The following is an 18,252-nucleotide window of genomic DNA, read 5'->3' as shown; positions in this document are numbered from 1 at the left end:
TTCTCTAGGATCTTGAAAAGGCCGGCTTCTGCTTGGCCTTGAAGGCGCTCACGCCGGCTTTGAGGTCGCCGGTCAGCGCAACGAAGCCGCTGGCGAGCGCCTCGGTGGCGGCCGCACTTTCCTCGCCTTCGGCGACTGCGATCATCAGCTTGGCGGCTTCGGTTGCGAGCGGCCCGCGCCCGGCGATTTTTTCGGCCCAAGTCCTGGCCTCTGCCAGCGCCTGGCCGGTCTCGACCACGCGGTCAACGACGCCGAGGGCAAGCGCGTCGGAGGCGGCAAAGAGCTCGCCGCCGAGTGCCATGCGGCGCACGATCTGCGCACCAAAGCGGCGCACGGCGCGCTGCGTGCCGGACCAACCGGGGACGACGCCGATCGATGTCTCGGGGAAGCCGAGCTTCACCTGAGTTTCGGCGACACGGAAGTCGCAGGCGACCGCCAGCTCCAGCCCGCCACCCAGCGCATGGCCGGAAAGCACCGCGATGGTCGGCTGCCGCAGCCGCGCCAGTCGGTCGAAGACACGGTGCCCGTAGCGCACCCATTGCACCTGAAAGTCGGCAGCGCTCATTTGTGCCCAGGCCTCGACGTCGCCGCCGGCGCAAAAGCCTTTGCCTTCGCCGCGGATCAGCACGACGCGCACGCCTTCAGCCATTTCGGCTTCGTCGAGCGCTGTCTCGAGCGCGCGCAGCATCGGAATGTCCAGCGCGTTGAACTTCTCCGGCCGGCGCAGCGTGACGATGCCGATGGCGCCGTCCTGCTCGAAGGTGACGAGGCGCTCAGCCATGCGCGCCTCCGAGCGAAGCGCCACCATTCAGCGACAGGCCGATCGGCCGGTCCTGATAGAGAGCTGCCGGCGTCACTTTGAGGTCGTTGGCGACTCCGAGCGGTGTTTCGGACTGAGCCAACACATCGCGCTCGAGGTCGACGCCCGGCGCAAGTTCCGTCACCATCAGGCCGTCCGGCGTCAGCTTCATCACGCAACGCTCGGTGACGTAGGTGATGTCCTGCCCTTGTGCGACGGCGCGCTTGCCTGAGAAGGAGATGTGTTCGACCTCGTTGACCACCTTCTTCACCTTGCCTTCCTCGTCGATGCGGATGCCGCCATCGGCGAGCGACAGTTTTGCGCCGGCATTGAAGAAGCCGGAGAAGACGATCTTTTTCGCCCGTGCCGTGATGTCGACAAAGCCGCCGGCCCCGGCGGTGACATGTGGCCGGGCCGAGAGTTTCGACACGTTGACCGAGCCGTGGCGGTCGATCTGCAAGAAGGAGAGCAGCGAGGCATCGAAGCCGCCGGCCTGGAAATAGATGAACTGGTGCGGCGAGGGCATGATCGCCTCGGCATTGGAAGCGCAGCCGAACTTGAAGTCGAGCAGCGGCACGCCGCCGACGGCGCCCTGCTCGATCACCCAGGTGACCTTGCCGTGCTGGCCTTCCTCGAGAAGGATGCGCGGCACGTTGGCCGAGATGCCGAAGCCGATGTTGACCGCCATGCCGTCGCGCAATTCCATGGCGACGCGGCGCGCGATTACTTTCTGGACGTTCATCTCGACGTTGCGGAAGCTGGACAACGGCCGGAAGATTTCGCCCGAAATCGCCGGGTCGTAAGGCGTCAGTGTGGTCTGCAACTGGTCCGGCGCCACCACGATGTGGTCTACCAGCACGCCTGGCACGCGCACGTCATGCGGCTTCAGGGTGCCGTTCTCGACGACGCGCTTGACCTGCGCAATGACGATGCCGCCATTGTTGCGCGCGGCAAGCGCCTGTTCGAGGCCGCCGAGATAGGCGCCCTCATGTTCATAAGTGAGGTTGCCGCGTTCGTCGGCGGAGGTGGCGCGGATGATCGAAATGTTGGGCACGATCGAGCGGAAATAGAGCCATTCCTCGCCGTCGAACTGCTGCACCGAGACGATCGGCTCGCTTGCAGCCGCGTTCATGGCGCAGCCCTGGTGGCGCGGGTCGGCAAAAGTGTCGAGGCCGACCTTGGTCAGCACGCCCGGCCGCTTGGCGGCGGCCTCGCGGTGCATGTCGAACAGGATGCCGGAGGGCACGTTGTAGGCGGCGACCGAATTGTCGCCGATCATCTTCCATATCTGCGGCGGCTCGGACGAGGAGGGGCCCGAGGGATAGGAGCCGCAGAGCGTGCGCTTCAACAGGCCAGGCTTAGCCAGATGGTCGATGCCCTTGATGCCATACATGTCGCCGGCGGCGATCGGATGCAGCGTGGTGATGTCTTTCGGATGGCCTTCAGCGTCGAAGCGCTCGCCGATGGCAGCCAGCACGGCATCCGGGCAGCCGAGGCCGCTCGATGATGAGACGGAGACGGTCATGCCGTCCTTGATGAGGCTGGCGGCCTGCTGAGCGGAGACGAGCTTGCTCACTTGGCGCTCCCGAGTTTCGGCTCGATGGCAACCGCCTTGCCGGATTTCCCGGACAGCAACGCTGCTTCGGCGCAGGCTAGTGACCAGACGCCGTCCTCGCCGGTTGCGGAGGGCTGGCCCGCGCCGCTAATAGCGGCATGGAACTGGCGCAGCGACCTGACGTAGAGGTCTTCGCGGTCGAAGCTCAGTTCCTCCTCGCCCTTGGCGGTGCGTAGCAGCACCGAACCGACCGGCTTCTGCGTCATCACATTTTTAGCGATCAGCGAGCCTTCGGAACCATGCACCTCGAAGCCGGTATCGGCGAACTTCGTGGTGAAGCCTTCATGCGACTGGGCAATCAAACCGGACCTGAAGCGCCAGATGCACATGGCACCGTCTTCCAGCCCGCTGCCGGCCATGCCGGCCGACTGGGTGAAGGCCGAAATCTCGATCGGGTCGTCGCCGAGCACGAAGCGCAGCGTGTCGGCATCGTGCACGGTGATGTCGAGCATCACGCCGCCGCCGGCTTCCGGTCTGGTGATGCGCCAGCCCTGCAGGTTCTCCGGCAGATAGACGGCATGGAACACACGCGCGGCAATCGGCTTGCTGATGCGGCCGGCTGATATGGCGTCGCGCATGGCGCGGTGGGCGCCGGCATTGCGCAGATGATGATTGGTGCCAAGCACGACACCGGCTTCCTTGGCGGCGGCGACCATTGTGCGCGCGTCGGCGCTGTTCAGCGCCAGCGGCTTTTCGCACAGAACATGCTTTCCCGCGTCGATCGCGGCCAGCGCCTGTTCGAGATGCAGTTCATTGGTGGTCGAGATGTAGACGGCGTCGATGTCGGCGCCGAGCAGGTCATCGAGCGTCGAGACGGCAAGCGGGATGTTGTGTTCATCGGCATAGGTCTTGGCGCGCTCCGGGCTGGAGCTCATCACCGCTGATATTTCGCCACCCTCTTGCGCGCGAATGGCGTTGATCATGAACTGTTTGGCGATCGTGCTGGCGCCGATCAGTCCCCATTTGACGCTCATGCCGCGTCTCCCATTCCTGCTGATGTGTCCTGGGTGCCGCGATCGGGACCGCAGCTGTCCCTGACGACCAGATTGACGGCGCCGATATGGTCCTCGGCATGCGTGATGCGCGACTGGATCATCTTCAGCATGACGTGGGCGGCGCGTTCGCCGAGGCCGGGTGTGTCCACCGAGACGCTGGTCAGCGCCGGCATATAATGCTCGGCCTCGACCACGTCGTCGAAGCCGACGACGGCAAAGTCCGCGCCGGGCTCCAGCCCGCGCTTGCGCAGCGCCAGCATGACGCCGAAGGCGACGGCATCGTTGAAGCACAGTGCCGCCGTCGGCGGCTCGGCCATGGCAAGGGCGGTTTCCAGGCACGCGATTCCGCCCCTGCGGCTGGTCTCGCCTTCGACGACAAGCACGTCGCGCCTGGCAATGCCCAATGTTTCGCAAGCTTCACGAAAACCGCCCAGGCGCTCCTGATAGACGACCAGGTCGGAGGTGCCGCCGAAGAAGGCCAGCCGGCGATGGCCCTTGCCGATCAGATGGGCGGCGGCGAGATACGCGCCGCGATGGTTGTCAGGAGCGATCACCGGGATGCGGCTGTCCGGCAGGCGGCGCATGGCGAAGACGACCGGCACGCCCGCCATCTCGAGGCGACGGAAGGCGCCCGGCGTGGTGCCGCGTGCCGGTGACACGATCAGGCCTGCGACGCCCTGTTCCATCAGCGACTTCAGCACTTCTTCCTGGCGTACCGGGTTCTCCGCCGTGTTGGCGATGAAGGGCACGATGCCGGCCGACTGGAAGACGCGCTCCATGCCGACCGCCAGCTCGGCGAAAAAGGGGTTGGTGAGATCGTTGATGACCATGCCGATGACGTTGGAATGGGCTTTGCGCAGATTGGCGGCGCCGCGGTTGTAGACATATCCGACATCCTCGATCGCCTTGCGAACCTTGACCGCGGTTTCAGGCCGGATCAGCCCTGAGCCTTGCAGCACAAGCGACACCGTCGATTTGGACACACCAGCCTCGCGGGCGATGTCCAGGATCGTTGCCTTGGCCCGGCTGGCCATGTCGGTGGTTTCCTCCGCCTGAATTAGAAAATCTATTGGAACGTTCTAATCACTCTGCCAAACGAGAGTCAATCGGGATTCTTGCGGAGATCGAAAAGGTGATGAATGTGGGTTCCTAGCAAGGACTCTTTGCCTTCTTCAACGTTTGGCCCGGTTCAATCGCCGGAATCATAAAGTTCCTTGATTTATTGGAACGTTCCATTTATAGGGTGCCGAAAACGGAGGTTGCCATGGATATCACCCTGCCTACGCAGAATGGCGGCCGCGTCAGCTACAAGCTCGCGGGCAGTCCGGTCGAGCCCGTAATCGGTGCGGTTTTCCCGCGCATCGCCTATGCCGCGGCCCATGTCGTCGCCGACCCTTTCGCGATGACCGACCCCTGGTCGAAGCCTGCGGTCGACTGGGACAAGACGATGGCGTTTCGGCATCATTTGTGGCGGCTTGGCTTCCGCATCGCCGAGGCGATGGACACCTCGCAGCGCGGCATGGGTTTCGACTGGGCGAATGCGCAGGAATTGATCCGGCGCTCGATCGCCGAGGCGCACAGCGTCGAAGGCGCAGACCTCGCCTCCGGCGCCGGCACCGATCATCTGGCGCCGGCCAATTCGAGATCACTCGAAGATGTGATCGCCGCCTATGAGGAGCAGTTCGCTTTCATTGAAGGCGAGGGCGGCAAGGCGATCATGATGGCCAGCCGGGCGCTGGCAGCGGTCGCAAAGGGTCCGGACGACTATATCAGGGTCTACGATCGCATCCTCAGCCAGGCATCCGGCAAGGTCATCCTGCACTGGCTGGGCGACATGTTCGATCCGGCGTTGCAGGGATATTGGGGCAGTGGGAATTTCGAGGCTGCGCTCGATACCGTCGTCGCCATCATCGAGCGCCATGCTAATAAGGTCGAGGGGATAAAGATATCGCTGCTCGATGCCGGCAAAGAAGTTGCCTTGCGCAACCGGCTGCCGGAAGGCGTCGTCATGTTCACTGGCGACGATTTCAACTATCCCGAACTGATTGCCGGCGACGGGAAGCGGCACTCGCACGCCTTGCTCGGCATCTTCGACGCCATCGCGCCGGTCGCCAGTGCGGCGCTGGCGAAACTGGCTGAGGGCGATCGCGCCGGCTATGACGCGCTGATGGCGCCGACAGTGCCGTTGTCGCGCAAGATCTTCGAGGCGCCGACGGAGTATTACAAGGCCGGCATCGTCTTCATGGCCTGGCTCAACGGCCATCAGGACCATTTCGCCATGGTCGGCGGCATGCAGTCGGCGCGCGGCATCCTGCACTATGCCGACATCTTCCGCCTTGCCGACCAGGCAGGGTTGCTCGCCGATCCCGAGCTTGCGCTGGCCAGGATGAAGCATTTCTGCGCGGTTGCAGGTGCCTGAGAACGACACAATCGCTGGCTGAAACCTGTCCCCCGTATGGGGGATTTGCGTTCTCGCGCCAAATCTGTATTCGGTTGCCGGGATTGGATGCGGACGGAGCGGCAATGACGGAAAAAGTGGCGCTCATCACCGGGGTTACCGGGCAGGACGGGGCCTATCTCGCAGAATTGCTTCTGCAGAAGGGCTATATTGTCCATGGCGTCAAACGCCGCTCGTCCTCGTTCAACACCGAGCGCGTTGACGACATCTATGTCGATCCGCACGAGCGCGGTGCGCGTTTCTTCCTGCATTATGGCGACCTGACCGACGCGACCAATCTTATTCGCCTGGTGCAGGAGACACAGCCCGGCGAGATCTACAATCTCGGCGCCCAGAGTCATGTCCAGGTGAGTTTCGAGACGCCGGAATACACCGGCAATGCCGATGCGCTGGGAACACTCAGGCTGCTCGAGGCGATCCGCATCCTGCGCCTGGAGAAGTCGGTGCGCTTCTATCAGGCATCGACGTCGGAGCTTTACGGCAAGGCGCGCGAGGTCCCGCAAAGCGAGGCGACGCCCTTCCATCCGCGCTCGCCCTATGCCGCGGCCAAGCTTTACGCCTACTGGATCACGGTCAACTACCGCGAGGCTTACGGCATGTTCGCCGCCAACGGAATCCTGTTCAACCACGAAAGCCCGACACGCGGCGAAACCTTCGTCACCCGCAAGATCACGCGGGCCGTCGCCTCGATCCATCACGGCCTGCAGGACACGCTCTATCTCGGCAATCTCGACGCCAAGCGTGATTGGGGCCATGCGCGCGACTATGTGGAGGGCATGTGGCGCATTCTGCAGCACAGCGAAGCCGACGATTTCGTGCTGGCGACCGGCGAGGCACATTCGGTGCGCGAATTCGTCGAGCTGGCGTTTGCCGAGACCGGCCGCAGCATTCGCTGGCAAGGCGAACGTCTCGATGAGGTCGGTGTCGATGCCGGTTCGGGCACTGTCCTGGTCCGTATCGATCCGCGCTATTTCCGGCCGACCGAGGTCGATCTGCTGCTCGGTGACCCCGCCAAGGCCAAGGCAAGACTCGGCTGGTCGCACACGACCGGCTTCAGGGATCTGGTGACGGAAATGGTGCAGGCCGATCTGGCACGCGCGGCCGGCGGCACGCGGCAGAACAGCCGTTCTGCGTGAGGCAGGCCGATGGACGCGACATTTGAACTGAAGGGCAAGCGTGTCTTCGTCGCCGGGCATCGTGGCATGGTCGGTTCGGCCGTCGTGCGCCGGCTGGCGACCGAGGACTGCGAGATACTCACCATATCGCGCGACAGGCTCGACCTGCTCGACCAGGCAGGGGTGCAGCGCTGGATGGCCGAGCACAGGCCGGATGCGGTGGTGATGGCGGCCGCCAAGGTCGGCGGTATCCTGGCCAATGACCGGTTCCCGGTCGATTTCCTGCAGGACAATTTGGTTATGCAGGGCAATGTCATCGACGGCGCCTTTCGCAGCGAGGTCGGCAAACTGCTGTTTCTCGGTTCGTCCTGCATCTATCCCAGGCTCGCGCCGCAGCCGATCAGGGAAGACGCCCTGCTGACCGGTCCGCTCGAACCCACCAATGAATGGTATGCGATCGCCAAGATCGCCGGGCTCAAACTGTGCCAGGCCTATCGACGCCAGTACGGCGTCGACTACATCTCGGCGATGCCGACCAACCTTTACGGTCCTGGCGACAATTTCGACCTGCAGAGCAGCCATGTCGTACCGGCGCTGATGCGCAAGGCGCATGCGCTGGCACTGAGCGGTGGCAGCTGCCTGGAGGTCTGGGGCTCGGGCACGCCGCGGCGTGAATTCCTGCATGTCGACGACGCCGCCGATGCCTTGGTCTGGCTGTTGAAGAATTATGCCGGCGACGGCCACGTCAATGTCGGCTCGGGAGAGGATGTCACCATTGCCGAGCTTGCCCAGACCGTCGCATCGGTCGCCGGCGTCGAGGCTGATATCGCCTTCGATACGACCAAGCCAGACGGCACGCCGCGCAAGTTGATGGATGTTTCGCGGCTGTTTGCGACGGGATGGCGCCCGCGCTACGCGCTTCGCGATGGATTGGAACAGACATATGCGTGGTTTCTCAACCATATTGAGAAGGGTGATGTCCGCCTCGGCGCGGCCTGATTCCAATTTTCCTTGAACCATTTCGCTGCCGCCCGCGACCAAGCGGTGTGTAGCAAACACGGTCCATCAAGGAGAACGTCAATGTTTATCACTTCAAGAAACGCATTTCTCGCCGCCATCGCGGTTTCGGTGCTGGCAGGGTGTCAGACGGCACCGCCGAGGGAATGCGAGAAGACCAAGCCCGGTGTCACCTACAACGGCAAATGCTGCGGCATCGGCACACCGTGCCGTGAAGGCAACAACACCCCTCATGACAAGCCCGACAGGCCCGATCCGCGGCCACAGTGATCCGCGAGCCAGAAACGTCCCGGCACGTGCCGGGACGTTTCGCCCCCGACAGGGTGGATTTACGGATCGGAAGGCCGCTACCCGGTTCCTTGCTGGCCGGCATTTGAATACGAAACGGGACGGCGGGGCAGTAGACGATGCGGTCGCGCAGATCGCGCGAAAACTTCCCGCCGGATATGTACTTCAAGGGGCTGTTCGACTGTTCGAAGGGAAGGTCCCGTAGAAACTCAGATTTCGCTTTCCGTCGATGCGAAGGATGCTACTAAAAAAAATTCGAGATGCTCTTGAACTCATTTGGGGCGCCTCCTAATTCGATTTCCGCCAAGGCCATAAGGCTCGGCAAAAAATGGCGGCGCCGCACGGGGCGGCGTCCTTGTACCCATGTTGCTTCAAGGAGGATGTGGCTATGAGAACCTTTGATACCCTCTATCGGACCACCGTCGGTTTCGACCGGCTTTTCGACATGCTCGACAGCGGCACGCGTCCAGACTGGCCGCCCTATAACATCGAGAAGGTCGACGAGAACGATTACCGTATCTCGATGGCCATCGCAGGCTTCAGCCAGGATGAGGTTGAGCTGACCCAGCATGGACCCGAACTGGTCGTGGTAGGCCAGAAGGCTGATGATCAGAGCGGACGCCAGCTGCTGCACCAGGGCATCGCCTATCGCAGTTTCAGGCAGACGTTCAAGCTTGCCGACCACATGAAGATCAAGGCAGCCAAACTGGAGAATGGCCTCCTCTCGATCGACATCGTCCGTGAGATTCCCGAAGAGCTGAAACCGCGCCGCATTAGCATCGGCGTCGGCGACACGCCGACGGCCGCCACTCAGATCACGCAAGACACGGACCGCGCGCGTAAAGCCGCGTAATCCTGTCGATCTGTCACACTTTGAACTGCGGGTCCGCCTCCCGGTTCCGGCCGGGAGGCTGTGATTGCGGAGAAACGAAGATGATCACTGCAGGACGTACTGGCGCGCCTCTGTCGCGCGCCTGCAGTTGGCCTGGACCGCGCAAACCATGAAACTCAATGGTTCGTTCAATTTGGAGGATCATATGAACGATCGGATGTTTGACAGCGCCGTTTTCGTGAAAAGCGGCGACAACCTTGTTCAGGAAATCACGTGTCTCGAGGACGCTCTGGAGTTCCTCTATGAATGGCCGAAGGACAGGCGCGGCCCCATTCACCAAACCGCATTGCGGGCCTGCCAGCGAGCTTTCGATAGCGATTATCCGCTTTCCGCAGCCAGAGACGCGTTCAGCGGTTTTGCGAAAGCAGCCAGAATCCTTGAGGAAGTATCCAAGACAATGCCGTGGATGATGGGCAGAGGTGGCGAAGGCGGAGGAGTGACTGCCTAAAGCGCGTCGCGAAACGGATTCACGCGACACGCTTTAAGTCTTTGTTTTGATGCATGTCGTTGTCCCAGAACCGCGGCATACTTCTGGGTGACATGCATTAGGAAAGGAGGTCATGATGCTATCGAAACCTTTTGAAAAGCCAGTCCGGGTGTGGGTGGGATTGGGCTTTCCCCGCCAACTCAACACGGTCGCAGATGCCTATCAATTCGCATCCGAATGGTGTGGCAACAGCCCGGAGCAGAGAGCTGCTATTCGCGCTTGCAAAGCCGCTCTGATTGGCGATGTGGAACCCGAGACAGCACGAGGCGTCTTCGTCGCGTTCGCTCGCAAGAAGGATATTCTTATGGAGGACGGCATCGAGCCTGCGCCTTCAAGGACGCTAAGCCCGCACCACGTCTAAAGCGCGTCGCGTTTGAACGGACTCAGACGACGCGCTTTAGGTCTTTGTTTTTATGCATGTCGTCTCAAAACCGGGGCCACTTTTGAGCGCCATGCATTAGAATGTCCACAAACACGAGGCGGCTGCCACAAGCGGTGGCCGCCTTACCGGCTAAGTCGTCGAAGGGGTCAGCCAAAAACGGGCTTGGCTAAGTTATTGAAAGGATGGTGGGCGTGACAGGGATTGAACCTGTGACCCCTGCAATGTCAATGCAGTGCTCTCCCGCTGAGCTACACGCCCATCCGAAGCCGCGCATACACCATTTTTGGTCCAGCGCGTCAATAGCCGGAAAGGGAAAGAAAGGCTCGTTTTGTCGCGCCGCCGACGAAGCGGCGAGATCACACTGTGCGTGCTTCAGGCGGCCTGCAGCATTTTTTCGACCTCGTTGACGAGATCGCGCAGGTGGAAGGGCTTGGACAGCACCTTGGCGTCTTTCGGCGCCTTGGAATCGGGGTTGAGCGCGACGGCCGCGAAACCGGTGATGAACATCACCTTCAGGTCGGGATCGATCTCGGTGGCGCGGCGGGCGAGTTCGATGCCGTCCATCTCCGGCATGACGATATCGGTCAGCAGCAGGGAGAAAGGTTCTTCGCGCAGCCGCTCGTAGGCGCTGGCGCCATTGTCGAAATCGCTGACGTGGTAGCCGGCCCGCTCCAGTGCCTTGACCAGGAACCGGCGCATGTCGTCGTCGTCTTCCGCCAGCAGAATGCGTGCCATCTTGTCCCGTCCGAATCACCCCAGCCAAGCCTGCCGTCCGGCAAGCCCGTTAACCATCCTGTATATGAGGAGCTGACGGTAAACATCAAGTGAACGTTGGCGGCATTAATCCTGATTTGACGGGGTTCCTGACATGCCGAAATGCTGGACATGCGGCCGATGAGGTGGCAGTTTCCCATCATGATGCATTGCTGTTTCCGGGTTCGTTCAAATTGACGACGGCAGCCGAAGATTTTTCGGTCGTTCCACCCTTCGAAATCCGATCGGGCGCCGAGCAGCGCGTTCCCTTCGTCTTCAACTCACCGCATAGCGGCCGCTATTATCCAGACCGCTTCCTGGCCATGGCGCGGCTCGACCGGAACGCCATCCGCCGCTCCGAGGATTGCTATGTCGACGAGCTGTTCGGCAGCGCGGTGGTGCTGGGCGCGCCGATGCTGGCGGCGAATTTTCCGCGCGCCTACCTCGACGTCAATCGCGAACCCTGGGAACTCGACCCGCGCATGTTCGCCGAGCCGGTGCCGTCCTTCTGCAACATCCGCTCGGCGCGCGTTGCCGGCGGGCTCGGCACCGTGCCCAAGCTGGTGGGTGAGGGGCTCGACATCTATTCCGGCCGTCTGCCGCTGGCGGAGGCCGTCCAGCGCATAGAGGCGGTCTACAAACCCTATCACGAGACGCTGAAGCGGCTATTGACCAGAACCCATGCCAGGTTCGGCTATGCCGTGCTGATCGACTGCCATTCGATGCCGGCGAGCATCAGGGTGGGCGACAGCGGCCTGCGGCCGGATTTCATCGTCGGCGACCGTTTCGGCATCTCGGCCACGGCAGCCCTGACCGAGACGGCGATCGGCCTGCTCATCGGCATGGGCTACACCGTCGCCCACAACAAACCCTATGCAGGTGGCTTCATCACCGAGCATTACGGCCGGCCGGCGCGCCATCTGCATGCGCTGCAGATCGAGGTCAATCGCGGCCTCTACATGAATGAGCGGACGTTCCAGAAATCGGCCGGCTTCGATGCGCTGGCCGACGATATGGCGCGCTTTTCGGCCGACCTGATGGCGATGCCCGACCACCACTTCATAGACCTGCCGCTGGCCGCCGAATGACACGGAGCGGCGGCTGTTCATGAGATCCCGCGCTGGCCATCCCGCAGCGTAAAAAAAGACCGCATCGTTTGCACGACACGGTCGAAGTCTAGGGAGGAAACGCCCAAGGAGGGCATGGACAGGAAAACCTGTCCGAGAACAAACTTATTGTGCGATGCACAAATGTCAATCGATCCCACGCTTTTTTAATTCACTCTGATGTGAAAATGCGTTTCGATGGCGCCGATGTGTGACATTTCGGCAACGCTGATGTCTCTAAAATCGATAAACCGGCTTGTTTTGGCGGGAAAGTGCCTGCAGACCGGGTTGGCACTCTGCAATGCGGGAGAATCACGTGGACATCAGCATCGATTTCATGCGCCGGATCGCGCAAGCGGCGGCGGCTGAAACCTTGCCGCGTTTTCGCGCACAGGGCGCGGTGGCCAACAAGGAAAAAGGCAGTTTCGACCCGGTCACCGAGGCCGACCGCGAGGCCGAGCGCGCCATCCGGGCGCTGATCTCGGCTGAGTATCCCGATCACGGTATCCTTGGCGAAGAACATGGCAGCGAAAACATCTCCTCAAGGCATGTCTGGGTGATCGATCCGATCGATGGTACCCGCGCCTTCATCTCAGGCCTGCCGGTGTGGGGAACGCTGGTCGGATTGACGGTCGACGGTGACGCCGTCGCCGGTATGATGGCGCAGCCGTTCACCGGCGAGCTGTTCTACGCCAACGCTTCCGGCTCCCACTACGAAGGCCCCGGTGGGCCGCGGAAGCTGTCGACCCGCAAGAGGACGAAGCTTGACGAGGCGACCTTGTTCACCACCACGCCGGCGCTTTTCAAGGGCGAGGCGCGCATCCGCTACGACGCGTTCGAGAAACAGATCCAGCTCGCCCGCTACGGAGCCGATTGCTACGCCTTTGCCATGATTGCCTCGGGCAGCGTCGACATCGTCGCCGATCCCGGATTGAAACCCTACGACATCGTGGCGCTGATCCCGATCATCGAAAAGGCCGGCGGCGTCGTCACCACATTCGTGGGCGGTCCGGCGGAAAAGGGCGGCGACATCCTGGCCGCCGCAACGCCGGAGCTTCACGCGGCTGCAATGGCAGCCCTGCGGGGCTGATAGTCGACCCGATCAGCGCGGCTTGATCGAGCGCTGGAATTCCGCCGGCGTTCGCCCGTAGACCTGCCTGAACGCTGAGCTGAAATGGCTGTGGCTGGAGAAGCCGAGGTCCAGGCCGAGCGTGGTCAGATTGTCGTAGCGGCCAAGCAGGTCGAGCGCGCGCGCCAGCCGCAGGCGCAGATGGTAGCGATAGAGCGGCATCGCCTCGACCTGCTGGAAAACCTGCGTGAGATAAACCGGTGATACCCCGACTTCAGCGGCGATCTCGGCCAGCGTCCAGCGCCGCGAAAGATCCGAGTACAGGACGAGCTTGGCGCGATCGACCAGCTTCTGCCGGCCAGCGCTTGCGCCGGCGGCATGCGAGGTGCGCTCGCCGAGGGAGCGCCGCACCAGCGTCAGCGCCAGGGTTTCGGCCTCCAGCGTTTCGGCAATGTTGCGGCTCAGGCTGTGGCGCAGCACCGCCACCAGCGCCTGAGCCCGCGGGTCGATGCGGCGGCGCTGACGACGAAACGCCACGGCGCTGCCCGAGCGCAACTGCTCCTTCGGCGTCAACTCCTGCAGTTGCGCCTCCTCGATAACGAGATCGAGGCAGGAATCGCCACCCTCGACGGGATGGCTGATCCGGTAGCCTTCGGCGTTGTTGAAGAACAACAACTGGTTGGCTTCGGCGACCGCATCGTTGCGGCCGACATGGCGCACGAAGACGCCGCGATAGGGAAACACAAGATGCGTGGCAGCGGTGCACTCTTTTTCGCTCTTGTGCCGGCATTCGCCGCTGCAGAGGACATCCCTCACCCTGACGGTGCCGGTGTCCAGAAGCGTCTGTACCGTGAACTGCGACATGGTGAGCTGAGACATGGCCGTTGCATTCTACCCTTGCGCCGAAAGCTGCTCCGGCACATTAGGCGATTGGCTTGTCCAAACCTGTCAGGAGACTTCACCTGTCGGGCCCTTCGTAACGGCCATGGCTCAGTCCCACAAACGGCGCATGTATTCGCAGTGAGCGTCGCTGCGCGACAGGCCGATGTCCTTGAGCTGTTCGTCGGTCATTTCGAGCAAGGCAAGGCGGCTTCGGCGCCTTTCCAGTTGACGGCCGATCCAGTTGGCCGCCGCGATGCCTTGTGTCCGCAAGGACCGCCGGAACGTCGCGGTTTGAGTTGTCGGCTGATGTGCGAGGCATTGCGCCGCCGCTGCATGATCGGGGCGCATCGCTCAGGCTTCCCCGTTGCCGGCCACTGATGCGCCGGCCACTGAGGCGCCGGCTTCGTTCAGCGCAATCGCGCATTCCTCGCAGCAGACCTCGACGGTCTTGCCGCCGACCTTGACGCGGATCGGGTTGGCGTCCAGCTGGCAATCGCAGGCAGCGCAGGTTTTCTCGGTCATGACGTCATCCCCTTGGCGTTCAGTATGCGGAGAGATGAGCATTCCGGGGCGGCACCGGCTGTCAGAATCTTTAGCTCTTTGGGTGCTGCCGGCGCTGCTCCTGACAGAAGGCTGTCAGCAGGCGCAAGCTCAAGGCGCCGCAACATGCAGCGCCGGCGGCATCAGGCTGTTGGGTCGTCGTTGCCGGGTATGAAGGCGTCGAAGGCGGCGAGCAACTGCTCGCGATAGACATCGGCCTCCTGCAGGATCTCGTGTTTCGAGCCATCGATCATCAGCAGCGAGCCGAGGCGCAGACGCCTGGCATAGGCTTCCACGGCCTTGGTCGAGACGACCTGATCGGCGCCGGCGGCGATCATCAGCAGCGGCACCTGGATCCTGGCCATGAAGTCGGGCTCACTGATGGCTTCGCCTGCCTTGATTGCCGCCTGCAGCCAGCGGATCGTCGGCCCGCCGAGCGCCAGTTGCGGATAGTGCTCGTAGATTTTCGTGTTGCGCTGATAGCGCCCGGGGTCCGATGTCACCTTGTTGAGGGCGAAGGGCAGGGTTTCCCTGGGACGCGGACCCCAGGCGGCGTAGAGCCGGCCGAGGCCGAGAAAGCACAATATCGAGCAGACGCGGCGCGCGGTTTTTGCCGACACGGGCGAGTCGGGCACCGTCAGGAAAGGCGCAATCAGCACCATGCGACGCACCCGGTTGACCATCGACGGCGCCGCGAGCAGCGCGATCACGGCGCCCATCGAATGGGCGAGGATGTAATACGGGCCGCGGCAGTCGGGCAGCACGATATCCTCGAAGAACTGTTCGAGGTCGCCGGTGTAATCGTAGAAAGAGCGGACATAGCCGCGTTGCGGATCGGCGATCAGCCGGTCGGAATCGCCCTGGCCGCGCCAGTCGAGCGTGGCGACGCCGAGGCCGCGGTCGGTCAGGTTGCGGATGGTTTCGAAATACTTCTCGATGCACTCGTTGCGGCCGGGCAGCAGCACGACGGTGCCTTTCAGCGGCCGGGTGATCGCGGCAAACAGGCCGTAGCGGATCTTCTTGCCGTCGCGCGTGGTGAAAAAGCCGCCGGCGACATTTTGCGGCGGCGGATTGCCTGGCGTGGGATGGAAGAGATCCGTCATTAGGCGCTTGCGTCTTCGTGGTGTCTCACCCGGCAGGGCGTCGGCATGGTGATAGACGCCAATGGATGAAAAGCAAAGGGAGGACGCCAAGGGGGCGGACGAACGACAAGCAAGGCCGGAAGCAGCCTGCGGCGGCGTGCTTCCGGCCTCTGTCGATCCGGGAGGAAGGGACGTTACACCCGGTCGGCCTCGTCGCGGCGCTTTCATCCGGCGCCGCCTGGTTCTTTATCCTGGGGGCACTCTAGCGCCGGCCGGCTGAACGGGCGCCGAAGCAGCGGTTCATCTGCCGTTCATCGACGCCTCGATTGGCGCTCTTCAAAAATCCTTGAAATGCGCTTTTGCGCTCCCCAAATGTCGGATGCAGCCGCCGATGTCGGGGCTGCTGGTCCACCCGAAACGCCTTTCCAGGGTTTCGCACCGGCCACACGCAAACATGTTGCTCAACAGGAGAACACCTCATGCGTCACGTTGATTTTTCCCCGCTCTATCGCTCGACCGTCGGCTTCGACCGCCTGTTCACCATGCTCGACTCGCTGGCCCAGCCCGATGGCGCGCAGACCTATCCGCCCTACAACATCGAGCGCACCGGCGAGGACGCCTATCGCATCTCGATGGCGGTTGCCGGCTTCTCGGACGAAGAGATTTCGATCGAAGCCCACCGCAACGTGCTGACCGTCAAGGGTGAGCGCAAGGAAGAGGGCAATGGCGAAGGCTCCGAGCTGCTCTACCGCGGCATTGCCTCGCGTTCGTTCGAGCGCCGCTTCCAGCTTGCCGACCATGTCGAGGTCGTCGGCGCCACCCTGAAGAACGGCCTGCTTTTCGTCGACCTTAAGCGCAACATCCCCGAGGAGCTGAAGCCGCGCAAGATCGCGATTACCGCCTCTTCGGCCAACGCCAAGCAGATCGAGGCCAAGAACGCCGCGTGATCAAGACGGCGGCGTCACAACGCCCAAGGTTAAAAGCGTTTCCTCCCGAGACGAAAGCGGCGCCGCGAGGCGCCGCTTTTTTTTCGCCGCAGCCTCTGTCACCCCAACCGAAGAGTTCTGGCTCTTTTGCGGCGGGCGCCGTCTTCCCATGAAGGGCGATGTCTGATCTCTCGGCTGATTTTTCCCTGGCCCTAACGGCAACCATTGCGGTGACCTTCCTGCTGGCCGGCATCGTCAAGGGCGTTACCGGTATGGGACTGCCGACGTTGGCGATGGGGCTGCTGGGCACAATCATGCCGCCGGTCGCCGCGGCTTCGCTGCTGATCGTGCCGTCCTTCGTCACCAATATCTGGCAGCTGTTTGCCGGCCCGAGCTTCGGATGGATCCTCAGTCGGCTGTGGCTGATGATGGTCGGCATCGTCGCCGGCACGCTGGCCGGCTCATGGCTGCTGGCCAGCGACAATGTCAAATGGACGACGGCCGGCCTCGGGGCGGCGCTGATCGTCTATGCCGTCTATACGCTGCTGGCGCGGCAGTTGACGGTTCCCGCGTCAGCCGAGCGCTGGTCGTCGCCCATCGTCGGTTTCCTTACCGGCATCGTCACCGGCGGCACCGGCGTGTTTGTCGTGCCCGCTGTACCTTACATTCAGGCGCTGGGCTTGAGCCGTGACGATCTGATCCAGGCGCTCGGCCTGTCCTTCACCGTGTCGACGATCGCGCTCGCTGCCGGCCTTGCCTCGCACGGCGCGTTCCAGGTCGGGCATGTCGCCATGTCGTCGCTGGCGGTTGCGCCGGCCTTGCTCGGCATGTCGCTCGGACAGTTGCTCCGGCAGCGGATCAGCCCGGCGACCTTCCGGCGCTGGTTTCTTATTTTCCTGATCTTGCTTGGCCTCGAGCTTTTGGCGCGGCCTTTCCTTGCTTAGCGACCGGTGCCGGTTGCGAGAACGGCCTCGACGTTTTGCCGGTGGACGGGCTCGTACAGCGCGAAGTACTCGACCGCGCCCGTGGCGAACATGTCGGCGCCGAAGGTTTTCAGATCCTGCTTCGCAAGATCAGGCTCATGCCGGCAGCGAAGCAGTTTTTGAACGTAGGCTTGCGTGGCGGCGATGAGGCCTTTGTCGTAGCCGCCTCGCTCAATCGCTTCGAGCGAGCCGTGATTGGGCAAGATGCGGTCTATCGGCCACCCGCTCATGCGTTCGAGATCGACCAGATGTTGCGCCAGCCGATCCGCCTCGCTGACATAGGTGATTGGATCCTCGAGCGTGTCGCCCGCCAGCAGCAGGCCGTTCCCAGGCATGAACAGCACCGTGCCGTCATGGCTGTGGATTTCGACCTGACGCAGCTCGACGGCGATCGATCCAACGGTGAGGTCAAGACCGCCTGCGAAGGTCCTGTTCGGCAGCACGAGAGGCTTGATCGGTGGAACACTGCTTTCGATCTCCGCCCGGTTGTTCGCGAGCGCCGAGGCGGTGAGCGTGTTGGCGATAATCTCGCAATCCTGAAACACCTCATTGCCGGCAATATGATCGTCATGCCAGTGGCTGAGCACGACTCGGATCGATGTTGCGCCCATGTCTTCGAGCGTCTGCCTGATGAAGCGCGCGTGAGGCAGCGAAATATGCGTGTCGTAGACAAGCGCCTGCGAGCCATCGACGATCGCATAGGTGCAGATGCCGAGGGCATAGGCGCCGTCGTCCAGCCAGTTCGGCTCGTCCGACCAGGCGCGAACGCCGTCAACGCGGCCATCATAGAAGCCGAGCACGTTTGGCGCCGGGCGAACCAGCCGCATGGTTGAGCCGAGAGGTGGCTTTGTCATTGGCGCGGT

General features: G+C 62.6%; 21 protein-coding genes and 1 tRNA gene. 11 read left to right on the top strand and 11 right to left on the bottom strand.

Features of this window, described 5'->3' with window-relative positions; all coding sequences use genetic code 11:
• Positions 1 to 4 precede the first annotated feature (4 nt).
• Genes ACYG9V_RS29255 through ACYG9V_RS29240 form a run of 4 tightly spaced genes read right to left on the bottom strand, consistent with a single transcriptional unit; the run spans position 5 to position 4,443 of the window.
• Positions 5 to 781 (bottom strand): enoyl-CoA hydratase/isomerase family protein, encoded by a 777-nt coding sequence (locus ACYG9V_RS29255; RefSeq protein WP_023671185.1) that lies wholly within the window; start codon positions 779 to 781, stop codon positions 5 to 7.
• The gene (locus tag ACYG9V_RS29250) at positions 774 to 2,375 is read right to left on the bottom strand and encodes an acyl CoA:acetate/3-ketoacid CoA transferase (protein ID WP_023671186.1); all 1,602 of its coding nucleotides are present in this window, start codon (positions 2,373 to 2,375) and stop codon (positions 774 to 776) included. The genes ACYG9V_RS29255 and ACYG9V_RS29250 overlap by 8 nt, the downstream gene beginning before the upstream one ends.
• On the bottom strand, positions 2,372 to 3,388 hold the full coding sequence (locus tag ACYG9V_RS29245; protein WP_352762514.1) for a Gfo/Idh/MocA family protein: 1,017 nt from the start codon (positions 3,386 to 3,388) through the stop codon (positions 2,372 to 2,374). Before ACYG9V_RS29245 ends, ACYG9V_RS29250 begins: the two co-directional genes overlap by 4 nt.
• Positions 3,385 to 4,443: a LacI family DNA-binding transcriptional regulator gene (locus ACYG9V_RS29240; RefSeq protein WP_023725194.1), complete on the bottom strand. Its 1,059-nt coding sequence runs from the start codon at positions 4,441 to 4,443 to the stop codon at positions 3,385 to 3,387. The genes ACYG9V_RS29245 and ACYG9V_RS29240 overlap by 4 nt, the downstream gene beginning before the upstream one ends.
• 230 nt (positions 4,444 to 4,673) lie before the next feature.
• On the opposite strand from ACYG9V_RS29240, the gene ACYG9V_RS29235 reads away from it, so the two are divergent.
• From ACYG9V_RS29235 to ACYG9V_RS29205, 7 genes are all read left to right on the top strand, one after another.
• Positions 4,674 to 5,828: a dihydrodipicolinate synthase family protein gene (locus ACYG9V_RS29235; protein ID WP_352762513.1), complete on the top strand. Its 1,155-nt coding sequence runs from the start codon at positions 4,674 to 4,676 to the stop codon at positions 5,826 to 5,828.
• A 104-nt stretch (positions 5,829 to 5,932) separates the two neighbouring features.
• Complete coding sequence (gene gmd, locus ACYG9V_RS29230; protein ID WP_352762511.1) at positions 5,933 to 7,003, top strand: GDP-mannose 4,6-dehydratase; 1,071 nt, start codon at positions 5,933 to 5,935, stop codon at positions 7,001 to 7,003.
• A 9-nt stretch (positions 7,004 to 7,012) separates the two neighbouring features.
• Positions 7,013 to 7,981 carry a GDP-L-fucose synthase gene (fcl, locus tag ACYG9V_RS29225; protein ID WP_352762510.1) on the top strand — a complete coding sequence of 323 codons (969 nt, stop codon included), beginning with the start codon at positions 7,013 to 7,015 and terminating at the stop codon, positions 7,979 to 7,981.
• Between the two features lie 81 nt (positions 7,982 to 8,062).
• Positions 8,063 to 8,269 carry a hypothetical protein gene (locus tag ACYG9V_RS29220; protein ID WP_023710933.1) on the top strand — a complete coding sequence of 69 codons (207 nt, stop codon included), beginning with the start codon at positions 8,063 to 8,065 and terminating at the stop codon, positions 8,267 to 8,269.
• A 406-nt stretch (positions 8,270 to 8,675) separates the two neighbouring features.
• On the top strand, positions 8,676 to 9,140 hold the full coding sequence (locus tag ACYG9V_RS29215) for an Hsp20 family protein (RefSeq protein ID WP_023671192.1): 465 nt from the start codon (positions 8,676 to 8,678) through the stop codon (positions 9,138 to 9,140).
• Positions 9,141 to 9,204: 64 nt separating this feature from the next.
• Positions 9,205 to 9,627 (top strand): DUF982 domain-containing protein, encoded by a 423-nt coding sequence (locus ACYG9V_RS29210; RefSeq protein WP_352624327.1) that lies wholly within the window; start codon positions 9,205 to 9,207, stop codon positions 9,625 to 9,627.
• Positions 9,628 to 9,739: 112 nt separating this feature from the next.
• Entirely contained in the window at positions 9,740 to 10,027 is a 288-nt protein-coding gene (locus tag ACYG9V_RS29205; protein WP_031197745.1) for a DUF982 domain-containing protein, read from the top strand.
• Between the two features lie 204 nt (positions 10,028 to 10,231).
• Here the strand turns inward: ACYG9V_RS29205 and ACYG9V_RS29200 are convergent.
• Together ACYG9V_RS29200 and cpdR are read right to left on the bottom strand one after the other, a co-directional pair.
• A tRNA-Val gene (locus tag ACYG9V_RS29200) sits at positions 10,232 to 10,306 on the bottom strand.
• A gap of 114 nt (positions 10,307 to 10,420) precedes the next feature.
• Positions 10,421 to 10,783, bottom strand: a complete 363-nt coding sequence (gene cpdR, locus ACYG9V_RS29195; protein WP_023671195.1) for a cell cycle two-component system response regulator CpdR — start codon at positions 10,781 to 10,783, stop codon at positions 10,421 to 10,423.
• A 164-nt stretch (positions 10,784 to 10,947) separates the two neighbouring features.
• On the opposite strand from cpdR, the gene ACYG9V_RS29190 reads away from it, so the two are divergent.
• Both ACYG9V_RS29190 and hisN read left to right on the top strand, forming a co-directional pair.
• Entirely contained in the window at positions 10,948 to 11,889 is a 942-nt protein-coding gene (locus tag ACYG9V_RS29190; RefSeq protein WP_023704024.1) for an N-formylglutamate amidohydrolase, read from the top strand.
• A 334-nt stretch (positions 11,890 to 12,223) separates the two neighbouring features.
• Entirely contained in the window at positions 12,224 to 12,997 is a 774-nt protein-coding gene (gene hisN, locus ACYG9V_RS29185; RefSeq protein WP_023735045.1) for a histidinol-phosphatase, read from the top strand.
• A gap of 12 nt (positions 12,998 to 13,009) precedes the next feature.
• Here hisN and ACYG9V_RS29180 read toward each other — a convergent pair whose 3' ends face one another.
• From ACYG9V_RS29180 to ACYG9V_RS29165, 4 genes are all read right to left on the bottom strand, one after another.
• The gene (locus tag ACYG9V_RS29180) at positions 13,010 to 13,840 is read right to left on the bottom strand and encodes an AraC family transcriptional regulator (RefSeq protein ID WP_352762740.1); all 831 of its coding nucleotides are present in this window, start codon (positions 13,838 to 13,840) and stop codon (positions 13,010 to 13,012) included.
• 126 nt (positions 13,841 to 13,966) lie between these two features.
• On the bottom strand, positions 13,967 to 14,206 hold the full coding sequence (locus ACYG9V_RS29175) for a DUF1127 domain-containing protein (RefSeq protein ID WP_023686421.1): 240 nt from the start codon (positions 14,204 to 14,206) through the stop codon (positions 13,967 to 13,969).
• Positions 14,207 to 14,209: 3 nt separating this feature from the next.
• On the bottom strand, positions 14,210 to 14,380 hold the full coding sequence (locus ACYG9V_RS29170) for a hypothetical protein (RefSeq protein ID WP_023683236.1): 171 nt from the start codon (positions 14,378 to 14,380) through the stop codon (positions 14,210 to 14,212).
• Positions 14,381 to 14,541: 161 nt separating this feature from the next.
• Positions 14,542 to 15,501, bottom strand: a complete 960-nt coding sequence (locus tag ACYG9V_RS29165; protein ID WP_023686420.1) for an alpha/beta fold hydrolase — start codon at positions 15,499 to 15,501, stop codon at positions 14,542 to 14,544.
• A 458-nt stretch (positions 15,502 to 15,959) separates the two neighbouring features.
• Here ACYG9V_RS29165 and ACYG9V_RS29160 point away from each other — a divergent pair, with 458 nt between their 5' ends.
• Together ACYG9V_RS29160 and ACYG9V_RS29155 are read left to right on the top strand one after the other, a co-directional pair.
• Positions 15,960 to 16,427, top strand: coding sequence for an Hsp20 family protein (locus tag ACYG9V_RS29160; protein ID WP_023671202.1), 468 nt, complete (start codon positions 15,960 to 15,962; stop codon positions 16,425 to 16,427).
• Between the two features lie 158 nt (positions 16,428 to 16,585).
• On the top strand, positions 16,586 to 17,350 hold the full coding sequence (locus ACYG9V_RS29155) for a sulfite exporter TauE/SafE family protein (RefSeq protein WP_352762508.1): 765 nt from the start codon (positions 16,586 to 16,588) through the stop codon (positions 17,348 to 17,350).
• Here ACYG9V_RS29155 and ACYG9V_RS29150 read toward each other — a convergent pair.
• A complete protein-coding gene (locus tag ACYG9V_RS29150; protein WP_023728417.1) occupies positions 17,347 to 18,243 on the bottom strand; it encodes an MBL fold metallo-hydrolase in 897 nt (298 codons plus the stop codon). The genes ACYG9V_RS29155 and ACYG9V_RS29150 overlap by 4 nt on opposite strands.
• Between the last annotated feature and the right edge of the window lie 9 nt (positions 18,244 to 18,252).

Source organism: Mesorhizobium sp. W016, assembly GCF_054719485.1.
Note: the sequence above shows the minus strand (reverse complement) of the source record. Positions and strands in the feature narration are given on the sequence as shown.

Excerpts from the sequence above, each read along its gene's own strand:
- ACYG9V_RS29180 (WP_352762740.1), bottom strand. The coding sequence starts at position 13,840 with ATGTCGCAGTTCACGGTACAGACGCTTCTGGACACCGGCACCGTCAGG.
- ACYG9V_RS29155 (WP_352762508.1), top strand. The coding sequence starts at position 16,586 with ATGTCTGATCTCTCGGCTGATTTTTCCCTGGCCCTAACGGCAACCATT.
- cpdR (WP_023671195.1), bottom strand. The coding sequence starts at position 10,783 with ATGGCACGCATTCTGCTGGCGGAAGACGACGACGACATGCGCCGGTTC.
- ACYG9V_RS29205 (WP_031197745.1), top strand. The coding sequence starts at position 9,740 with ATGATGCTATCGAAACCTTTTGAAAAGCCAGTCCGGGTGTGGGTGGGA.
- ACYG9V_RS29255 (WP_023671185.1), bottom strand. The coding sequence starts at position 781 with ATGGCTGAGCGCCTCGTCACCTTCGAGCAGGACGGCGCCATCGGCATC.
- ACYG9V_RS29245 (WP_352762514.1), bottom strand. The coding sequence starts at position 3,388 with ATGAGCGTCAAATGGGGACTGATCGGCGCCAGCACGATCGCCAAACAG.
- ACYG9V_RS29165 (WP_023686420.1), bottom strand. The coding sequence starts at position 15,501 with ATGACGGATCTCTTCCATCCCACGCCAGGCAATCCGCCGCCGCAAAAT.
- ACYG9V_RS29160 (WP_023671202.1), top strand. The coding sequence starts at position 15,960 with ATGCGTCACGTTGATTTTTCCCCGCTCTATCGCTCGACCGTCGGCTTC.
- ACYG9V_RS29170 (WP_023683236.1), bottom strand. The coding sequence starts at position 14,380 with ATGACCGAGAAAACCTGCGCTGCCTGCGATTGCCAGCTGGACGCCAAC.
- ACYG9V_RS29240 (WP_023725194.1), bottom strand. The coding sequence starts at position 4,443 with ATGGCCAGCCGGGCCAAGGCAACGATCCTGGACATCGCCCGCGAGGCT.
- fcl (WP_352762510.1), top strand. The coding sequence starts at position 7,013 with ATGGACGCGACATTTGAACTGAAGGGCAAGCGTGTCTTCGTCGCCGGG.
- ACYG9V_RS29235 (WP_352762513.1), top strand. The coding sequence starts at position 4,674 with ATGGATATCACCCTGCCTACGCAGAATGGCGGCCGCGTCAGCTACAAG.
- ACYG9V_RS29215 (WP_023671192.1), top strand. The coding sequence starts at position 8,676 with ATGAGAACCTTTGATACCCTCTATCGGACCACCGTCGGTTTCGACCGG.
- ACYG9V_RS29220 (WP_023710933.1), top strand. The coding sequence starts at position 8,063 with ATGTTTATCACTTCAAGAAACGCATTTCTCGCCGCCATCGCGGTTTCG.
- ACYG9V_RS29175 (WP_023686421.1), bottom strand. The coding sequence starts at position 14,206 with ATGCGCCCCGATCATGCAGCGGCGGCGCAATGCCTCGCACATCAGCCG.
- gmd (WP_352762511.1), top strand. The coding sequence starts at position 5,933 with ATGACGGAAAAAGTGGCGCTCATCACCGGGGTTACCGGGCAGGACGGG.
- ACYG9V_RS29150 (WP_023728417.1), bottom strand. The coding sequence starts at position 18,243 with ATGACAAAGCCACCTCTCGGCTCAACCATGCGGCTGGTTCGCCCGGCG.